This window comes from Nocardioides sp. (genome assembly GCF_034670285.1).
Classification (GTDB): domain Bacteria; phylum Actinomycetota; class Actinomycetes; order Propionibacteriales; family Nocardioidaceae; genus Nocardioides.
Genome location: NZ_JAXMNS010000128.1, coordinates 1 through 8,845 on the forward strand (window position 1 = coordinate 1; position 8,845 = coordinate 8,845).

6 protein-coding genes and 1 tRNA gene are annotated in these 8,845 nt (G+C 71.0%); 3 read left to right on the forward strand and 4 right to left on the reverse strand.

The window, feature by feature from the left end:
- The coding region (locus VOI19_RS08250) for a DUF389 domain-containing protein (RefSeq protein WP_323792485.1) at positions 1 to 1,358 on the forward strand (1,358 nt) is incomplete at its 5' end.
- A 7-nt stretch (positions 1,359 to 1,365) separates the two neighbouring features.
- Here VOI19_RS08250 and VOI19_RS08255 read toward each other — a convergent pair.
- The 4 genes from VOI19_RS08255 to VOI19_RS08270 all read right to left on the reverse strand — a co-directional run bounded on the left by VOI19_RS08255 (position 1,366) and on the right by VOI19_RS08270 (position 6,927).
- Complete coding sequence (locus VOI19_RS08255) at positions 1,366 to 1,794, reverse strand: hypothetical protein (protein WP_323792486.1); 429 nt, start codon at positions 1,792 to 1,794, stop codon at positions 1,366 to 1,368.
- Positions 1,795 to 1,875: 81 nt separating this feature from the next.
- A complete protein-coding gene (locus VOI19_RS08260; RefSeq protein WP_323792487.1) occupies positions 1,876 to 3,843 on the reverse strand; it encodes a penicillin acylase family protein in 1,968 nt (655 codons plus the stop codon).
- A 20-nt stretch (positions 3,844 to 3,863) separates the two neighbouring features.
- A complete protein-coding gene (locus VOI19_RS08265; RefSeq protein ID WP_323792488.1) occupies positions 3,864 to 4,811 on the reverse strand; it encodes a pirin family protein in 948 nt (315 codons plus the stop codon).
- 37 nt (positions 4,812 to 4,848) lie between these two features.
- On the reverse strand, positions 4,849 to 6,927 hold the full coding sequence (locus VOI19_RS08270; RefSeq protein WP_323792489.1) for an ATP-binding protein: 2,079 nt from the start codon (positions 6,925 to 6,927) through the stop codon (positions 4,849 to 4,851).
- 121 nt (positions 6,928 to 7,048) lie between these two features.
- Here VOI19_RS08270 and VOI19_RS08275 point away from each other — a divergent pair, with 121 nt between their 5' ends.
- Both VOI19_RS08275 and VOI19_RS08280 read left to right on the forward strand, forming a co-directional pair.
- The gene (locus VOI19_RS08275) at positions 7,049 to 8,620 is read left to right on the forward strand and encodes an NAD(P)/FAD-dependent oxidoreductase (protein WP_323792490.1); all 1,572 of its coding nucleotides are present in this window, start codon (positions 7,049 to 7,051) and stop codon (positions 8,618 to 8,620) included.
- Between the two features lie 69 nt (positions 8,621 to 8,689).
- Positions 8,690 to 8,762: transfer RNA gene (locus VOI19_RS08280), tRNA-Lys, on the forward strand.
- The last annotated feature ends 83 nt before the right edge of the window (positions 8,763 to 8,845 follow it).

Below are 8,845 nucleotides of genomic sequence, written 5' to 3' on the forward strand. Positions count from 1 at the left end.
GACGGCGCACGGGCCCGGCATCGGGGCTCGTCACGGTCGGAGTGCTGGCAGGCGTCGCGTTGATGCTCGTCCCCGTGCAGGCCGACCGAGTGCTCACCCTCGTCACGGGTGGCGCACTCGTCCTCCTGGGCCTCCGCGAGGCCGCACGGGCTCTGCGCGCGGGCACCTGGTGGGGTCGTGCTGTGACAGGCGGGGCGTTGCTGCTTCCCATCGGAGTGGCCCTCGCCCTCGTCTCGGCGCAGCTCGTCACCATCGGTGTGGCGCTCGCCGGCACTGCCGTGCTCGCTCACGTGGCCATCAGTGTCGGCGTGCGGCTGGGTCTGACCGACATCGACCGGACCGAGGACACGAGGCCGCTCCTCCTCTCGTGGCTCACGTCGCGCGCTGACCAGGTGTCCGAGCGAGAACAGGTGGTGCGAGGCCTCTTCTTCGAGGGGTCGCAGACCCTCAGCCGTTCCATCCGGTTCGCCCTGATGATGCTCTTCGCGTCGGTCATCGCGGCGATGGGCGTCCTGGTCGACTCCACCGTAGTGGTGATCGGGGCGATGCTCGTGGCGCCCCTCATCAACCCGATGATGGGCATGGCGCTCTCCCTCGCATCGGGTTGGCCGCACCGGCTGAGCCGCTCGGCCGCGGCGGTCCTCGGCGGCACGGCCATCAGCGTCGGCACCGGCTGGCTGCTGGCCACGCTCTTCGACGCCGCCATCGACCTCGACACGAACACCCAGGTCACCTCGCGTGCGAACCCCACGCTCAGCGACCTCGTGATCGCCGTGGCCGCGGGCGCCGCCGGCGCCTACGCCCTGAGCCGTCCGGACGTGTCGGCGTCGCTGCCCGGAGTGGCGATCGCCATCTCGCTCGTGCCCCCGCTCTCGGTGGTGGGCGTGACTCTCCAGCAGGGTGCCGCAGCGCAGGCCCTGGGCACGTTCCTGCTCTTCCTGACCAACCTCACGGCCATCCTCGTCGTCGGCATGGTGGTCTTCCTGCTCACCGGGGTCGCCGCCCTCGGGCGCGGCTCCGAAGGAGCTTCCCGGGTGCGGACCTCTCTCGTGGGCGTGCTGGTGCTGGCCCTGTTCGTCACCGCTGCCCTCACGCTCAACTCGCGGCGCATCATCGAGGACTCGCTCGCCGCGGACGACGTCCGGCGCAGCATCGTGGAGTGGCTGGGGCGCGACAGCGAGTTCGCCATCGTCTCGGTGACGATCGACGTCGACACGGTGACGGTCGTGCTCGCCGGACCCGGCGACCCGCCGACCGACGATGCGCTCGCCGCCGATGTCGCGGACGACCTCGACCGGCCGGTCGACATCGACCTGCAGTGGGTCCCGCGCGAGCGTCGCGTGATCGTCAGCCCGTGAAGCCGGCTCAGCGACGGACCAGGCGGAACTTCGTCGGCGGCACCCGCTGCGTACGGTCCTCACGGTCGATCTGCGAGGTCACCTTCATCGTGATCTTGTGACGACCCGGGCGGGTGCTCACGTCGCAGAACTTGAAGCGGCGGGTGGCCTGGCGCGGGTCGTCGGCGAACGCCTTGTAGGCGCGCGAGGAGAGAGCCTCGCCGTCGGGGCTGCGCAGGGTCACCTCAGCGATCCAGTCGTCGGTGGGGACGGTGACCCGGTAGGAGAACGCGTAGCTGTGGCACCCGGAGCGGAGCTTCTGACGCTTGGCGTCGGTGGAGCCCCAGGACGAGGCCTTGCCGGCGCCGGCTGCGGCAGGCGACACCGTGGCGGACGCCGTCAGCAGGGTCGCGACGAGGGCGAGAGCGGCGAGAACGCCGGAGAGGATGCGGGTCATGGATCCACCGTGCCGTGGTTGCGCGGAAGTCGCGATGACGCGCACCACAAGCGGCGCATGACGTAGAGCACACGTGTTCACTCAAGCCGACGGTGAACCCTCGTCCACCAGCGTGAGCCGGTCCCAGTCGGTGACGATCGGCACCAGCTCGCCCGTGGTCCAGGCGCCGATCTGGTCAGCATGATGGGGGTCCCCGGGCACGCCGGACGCCCCCGTCGGTACCACCCAGCCCCCGGCGCTCCGGTCGGCGAGGTCCCAGACGTAGCGGGCCACCGAGCCGCGCGAGCACACGTCGGTCTGGCCTGGGTAGGACGACGTACACCGCACGCAGTCGCTGTCGCCGGAGACCGCCGGGCGCGGCAGGTCAGAAGCGTCGACGCGCGGTACGGCGTGCGCCGGCGCGAAGACGTGGGTCTCGCCCCAGGCGACCGGCGCCGCGGCGTCCACCTCCTCGAGAGCTTCTCGGGCCAGGGCGGTCAGGTCGATGCCGAACGGAGTACCGGCGGCGACCAGGTTCGGCAGCGCGAGAGCCACGCGGTGCGTCGGGTCCAGGAACGGCGTGAACACCGGGTCGTGCACGTGCTCGGAGCCGGGGTCGAAGAGCGCGTCGAGCTCGGGGCGGGCCACGAGCCGCTTCACCAGCGCCGACCTCCAGGCTGCGAACCTCCCGGCCTGCACCGACCCGGCCTCCATCCGGCCGTCGAAGTCGTCGAAGGCGCAGGGGACGAGGGAGGTGAGCGCCGGGACCGTGCCGAGCAGGGTGTCGTCCAGCATCTCCACGAAGTGCCCCGTGGTGAGCTCGCTGCGCCTCTCGAGCAGCTCAGCGATCCGTCGCGCTCGGTACGACGGCGCGAAGGCGCTGCCGATCGCGTCACTCTCGGGGCCGCGGCGCTCGTTGGCCGTGACCACCTGTCCATCGGCGCCGACGTCGTGGCGGGGCGGCTCGAGCCAGCCGCTCCAGACGCCTTCGTCGCGGGTGGGCACCCGCCCGGCGATGCGGTAGCGCACCGTGCCGTGCACGTCGGCGATGACCACGTTGTTGACCGGCTCCACCCAGTGCTCGAGGGCCGCGTCGACGTCATCCACCGTGCGAGCACGAAGCAGCGGCAGGAGAGCGTCGAAGCCCACGTCGCCCAGCTCGGTCGCGGCGTCGCGCAGGCTGTGGCCGGTCTCGAAGACGACCCCGCGCTCGGTACGGACCACGCGCACCGGCACCTCGTCGTACGACTCCTGCTCGGTCCGGACCCGCACGGTCTCGGTGCGCTCGAGCACCACGTCACGCGGCGGGACCTCCTCGTCGTGGACATCCTGGTAGTCGGCAGCGGCATTGGTGATCGCCCAGGCGACGTCGCCCGCGTGCGCGAAGTGCTGGACCCCGGGCACACCGGGAAAGGTGAAGCCGACGACGTCGCACGGGTCGTCGGGGTCCTCGCAGGCCAGTCGCACCTGCTGGTAGACGCCCGGCTGCTCGATCACCCTATGGGGGTCGCCTCCGATGAGGGGCCGCCCGGACGCAGTTCGCGCTCCCCCGACGGCCCACGCGTTGCTGCCGTTGGCGGGAATGCCCTCATAGCTCAGCAGGTGCGCCTGCTCGCCGAGCGCCTCGTCGAGACGTCGCCGCCAGAGCTCGCCGCCGAGGCCCGCGAAGAGCAGGTGCTGGCCGTGGAAGACCGCCAGCGGCATCCAGTCCTCCCACGGCTCGGGAGCCGCACCGAGCGCCACCAGCTCGGGGGCGTCGTCACGGAGTCCGGCATTGACCCCCTCGACGTAGGCCGAGACGAAGGCATGGCCTTCCTGCGAAAGACCCGCGCACGCCTTCCGGGCGGTGTCGACCAGCATCGTCTGGCGGGCCAGCCTGTCCCAGCCGAGCCCCCGCTCGCCCACCAGCTCGGCGGTGGTGCCCGTCGCACGACGCCGCTGCCACTCGAGCTGCCAGGTCCGGTCGTGGGCCGTGACTCTGCCCTGGGCGCGGGCGAGGTCCATCATCGAGCCGGCGCGCACGTGCGGAATGCCGTGTTCGTCGCGGTACAGGCGCGTCACCCTGGTCATCAGGGCGAGCCTAGCGAGATTCAGCCCGGGATCTGGCCGAAGTCCCCTCGCTGGAACGACTGGTAGGCCTCCATCACCTCGGCCTTGGAGTTCATCACGAACGGTCCGGCCCAGGCGAGCGGCTCACGGATCGGGCGACCGCCGACGACGATCACGTCGAGCCGGGGCGAGCGGCTCTCCTGGGTGCTGTCCGCGGCGATCGTCAGGTAGTCGCCGGCGCCGAGCGCGGCCGCCTGGCCGGTGCGCAGCGGGCAAGCGTCGGTGCCGACGCGGCCCTGACCGTTGAGCACGTAGACCAGCGCGTTGAAGTCGACGTCCCAGGGCAGGTCGAGGCGCGCGCCGGGCTCGAGGCTCGCGTGCACCAGCGTCATGGGCGTGTGGGTGGCGCCGGGACCGGCATGCCCGTCGACGGTGCCGGCGATGACGCGCACGAGAGCGCCGGCGTCCGGGGAGGTCAGCAGCTGCACCTCGCCCGAGCGAATGTCCTGGTACTTCGGGGTGCTCATCTTGGCCTCACGCGGGAGGTTCACCCAGAGCTGGATGCCGTGGAAGAGGCCGCCCTTCGTGACCATCCACTCGGGCGGGGCCTCGATGTGCAGCAGGCCGGACCCGGCGGTCATCCACTGGGTGTCGCCGTTGGTGATGGTGCCGCCACCGCCGTGCGAGTCCTGGTGGTCGAAGGTGCCGTCCATGATGTAGGTGACCGTCTCGAAGCCACGGTGCGGGTGCCAGGCCGTCCCCTTGGGCTCACCGGGCGCGTACTCCACCTCGCCCATCTGGTCCATCATGATGAACGGGTCGAGGTCGCGCAGGTCGAGCCCGGCAAACGCCCGGCGCACCGGGAAGCCCTCCCCCTCGTAGCCCTGGGGTGCGGTGCTGATCGCGCGCACGGGGCGGGGCACGTCTCCGAGACCCGGCGTCTTCACACGCTCCAGCACCGTCAGGTCTTCCACGGTCACTGCGGGCATCTCGACCAACCTCCTTCACGGCCGGCGACCCGAGTGGTCACCGCCTCTTGTCACAGACCCCAACACTAGTTGAATCTTTGACATTCCCGACCGCGAGCGGCAGCCGCACCTCCACCGTGGTGCCACGGGCGATCGCGGAGGTCACCGAGATCGCACCTCCGTGCCGCTCGACGATCGAGCGGGTGATCGAGAGGCCGAGGCCGCTGCCCGGGATCGCCTGGCCCTGGGCGAGTGACGACCGGAAGAACCGCGAGAACAGCCGGTTCTGCTCCGCCTCCGGGATGCCGATCCCGTTGTCGCGCACCTGGAGGAAGGCCTCGCGGCCCCGCTGCTCGAGCACGACGTGGACCGACCCACCGTCAAGGGTGAACTTCACGGCATTGCTCAGCAGGTTGACCACCACACGCTCGAGCATGTCGCGGTCACCGGTCACCTCGACGCGGTCGTCCGGCAGGACGACGTCAAGCGTGAGGCGCGGACGCTGTGCGTGCATCGGACCGACGACGGCGAAGGCCTCGGCCACCGCGTCGCGCAGGTCGAAGGACGTCGCCGCGACCTGCACGCCGGTCTCGGCCACCTTCGACAGCGTGAGCAGGTCGTTGATGAGGGACAGCAACCGCTCGCTGTTGGTGGTGACTCGGCCGAGGGCATCACGCTGACGGGCGTCGAGGCCGCCGAGGGTGCCGTCGGAGAGCAGCTCGAGGTAGCCCAGGATGCTGGTGATCGGGGTGCGCAGCTCGTGGCTCACGGTCGACACGAAGGTGTCCTTGACCGTGTCGATGTCGCGCAGCCGCTCGACGGCGTTCTGCTCCGCCGCGAGGGCGGCCCGCAGTGCCTCCTCGGTGAGGACGGCGTCGGTCATGTCCTCGGAGGTGCAGAGGTAACCGGTGGGTCGGCCCTTCGCGTCGGTGAGCAAGGTGACGTTCGTGCGGTGGATCCGCTCGATGCCGTCCTTGCGCCGGAACCTGATCTGGGTGCCCTCGGGCAGCCCCACCATGGCGAGCAGCACGCTCACGTGGTCGGCCCTCACCCCCAGGTCGATAGCCTTCTCGGCGATCGCCTCGTCGCTCTGCAGGAAGGTCGGGCGCCTCCCGACCACCTCCGCCTCGGAGTAGCCGAGCAACCTCTCGGCGCCGGAGTTGAAGCGCACCACCCGACCCGACTCGTCGGTCACGATGATGGCCACTCCGCGCGCGCTGTCGACGATGTTGTTGACGAGGTATCGCTCGGTCTCGGCCTCACGGGCAGCCGAGATGTACTCCCCGACCCTCATCAGGAGCGGGACGACGATGACCGCGCAGGTGATCGCGTAGCCCGACAGCAGCACGCCCCGGATCTCGTCCGGCACACCGAACGTGGTGACGTCGGGCGGGAACGGACCGCGACCGAAGACAGACAGCCCCAGCGCGAACGCCACCACCCAGACGAGCTGGCCGAGGGCCTCGCGCGCCGAACCCCGAAGTGCGCCCCAGGCCAGCACCGGGATGGTCAGGAAGATCAGTCCGGAGGCTGCGACCGAGAGGAGCAGCAGCGGAGTCGCGATGACGAGCACGAGCCACTGCGAGATGCGCTCGGCGTCGGGCGCCACCGCGCGGTGCGAGGGCAGGCGCAGGAAGAACGGCGTCACGATCAGCTGCGCGGCGAGCAGCGCGATCGCGACGCCGATCCCGGTCAGCAGTGGCAGTCCGACACCGGTCACCACAGCGGTGAGGGTGAGCGAGAGACCACCGAGGAAGGCCGACCCGACGCACGCCACGAGCCACTTGCGCAGGTCGCTGTCGGTCCTCAGCGCTGCCGGCGAGCGGACGCCGTCCGTCTCGGTGGTCAGCAGTCGAGCAGCAGTCCAGGCCGCGAGTGTCACTCCGAGGCCGAAGCCGAGCGCCACGTCCAGAGGCTGGGCCAGCAGGGCCACGCTCCCGACGGCGACGCCGAGCACGAGGACGAGCAGCGCCGGCTCCTGGCGCCGCGGCGTGAGCATCAGGATCCCGGTGGCCAGCCCGAGGGGCCACACCCCGGCGATGAACCCGGCATCAGGGGCGCTCGCACTCGAGCCCACTCCGGCGCCGAAGAGGAGCAGCAGGAGCAGCGCGATGCGCCAGCGCAGGCGGACGCCCACGATCCACCTCCCTCTTCTCCCGAGCTCTCCCGAGCCTCCCGCTCGTGACCCCAGTGTGGCGCGTCGACGACTCCAGCACACACACAACACCAGAGTTCGCACCGCTCGCTACGGTGAGCGGGTGACTCGGACAGCAGGTAGCAAGGATGTCGTCATCGTCGGCGGCGGACACAACGGACTCGTGGCAGCCGCCTACCTGGCGCGTGCCGGACTCTCGGTGCAGGTGCTCGAGCGCCTCGACCACACCGGTGGAGCGGCGATCTCGGCGCCGGCTTTCTCCGGCCACCCGACCCGGCTCTCGCGGTACTCCTACCTGGTCTCGATGATGCCCGAGACCTTGATGGCCGACCTCGACCTCGACATCGCCCTGCTCTCGCGCGGCACCGCGTCGTACACCCCGACGCTGCGCGACGGCCGCGCCGGCGGACTGTACGTCGAGCGGGTGGAGCGCGAGGCCACCCGGCAGTCGTTCCTCGACCTCACCGGGTCCGACGACGAGTACGACGCCTGGCGGGAGTTCTACGCCGACGTCGCCGACCTCGCGCACGTGGTGGCCCCGACGCTGATGCAGCCGCTCCCGACCGACCGCGAGCTGCGCGAGCGTGTGGACCCGGGCATCTGGCGCGACCTGGTCACCTCGCCCCTCGGTGCCGCCATCGAGCGCCGCTTCAGCGACGACACCGTCCGCGGCGTCGTGGCGACCGACGCCCTGATCGGCACCTTCGCCTCGATGCACGACCAGTCGTTGATCCAGAACCGCTGCTTCCTCTACCACCTGATCGGCAACGGCACCGGTGAGTGGCGGGTGCCGGTCGGCGGGATGGGCGCGGTCACCGACGCCCTCGCCCGGGCTGCGATCGCGGCGGGTGCCGAGATCGTGACGGGCGCCGGGGTCAAGTCGATCCTGGCCGACGGCGCCGGCGGCGAGGTCACCTGGGACGACGCGTCGGGCACCCACACCACCGCGGCCGACTACGTGCTCGCGAACGTCGCCCCGTGGGTGCTGCAGATCCTGCTCGGGGGCGAGGCCGACCCGGCCACCAAGCCGCAGGGGTCGCAGCTGAAGATCAACCTCCTCCTCGACCGCCTCCCCCGGCTCCGCTCCGGCGTCGACCCGGCGCTCGCCTTCTCCGGGACCTTGCACCTCGGCGAGGACTACTCACAGGTCGAGGCGGCGTACGCCGACGCAGCCGCCGGGCGGGTGCCCTCGACGATGCCGGGCGAGGTCTATTGCCACTCGCTCTCCGACCCCTCGATCCTGGGCGAGGTGCCCGAGGGCACCCACACCCTGACCTACTTCGGGCTGCACACCCCGGCGGCCCTCTTCGAGTCGGACCCCGAAGGCGCGAAGGCCCTGGCCGTCGAGCGGGCGATCGCTTCCCTCGACGCCCACCTCGTCGACCCGCTGGCCTCCTGCCTGGCTCGCGACGCCGACGGCAACCCGTGCATCGAGGCCAAGATCCCCCAGGACATCGAGCGCGACCTGGCGATGCCGGGCGGGCACATCTTCCACGGAGACCTGGCCTGGCCCTGGGCGTCGCACCGCTCGCGCCTCGAGACCCCCGCCCAGCAGTGGGGTGTGGCCACCGACCTCGAGCGCGTGCTGCTCTGCGGCTCGGGCGCGAGGCGCGGCGGAGCCGTGTCGGGCCTGGGCGGACACAACGCCGCGCAGGCCGTCCTGGCCTCGCTCTGACGCCTGAAGGTCGACCCGATTTCACCCTTCGCCCAGCCGCTGGTATGTTTTTTCTCGTACGAACAACGCGCGGCATTAGCTCAATTGGCAGAGCAGCTGACTCTTAATCAGCGGGTTCGGGGTTCGAGTCCCTGATGCCGTACGGATCTCCACGCTCGAGGCCCACCACGCAGAGATGCGGGTGGGCCTCGAGTGCTTTCCACGGTCTCGAGAGCCCCGGCGGTC

Coding starts and splice junctions, on each gene's coding strand:
- VOI19_RS08255 (WP_323792486.1), bottom strand. CDS start 1,794: ATGACCCGCATCCTCTCCGGCGTTCTCGCCGCTCTCGCCCTCGTCGCG.
- VOI19_RS08260 (WP_323792487.1), bottom strand. CDS start 3,843: ATGACCAGGGTGACGCGCCTGTACCGCGACGAACACGGCATTCCGCAC.
- VOI19_RS08265 (WP_323792488.1), bottom strand. CDS start 4,811: ATGCCCGCAGTGACCGTGGAAGACCTGACGGTGCTGGAGCGTGTGAAG.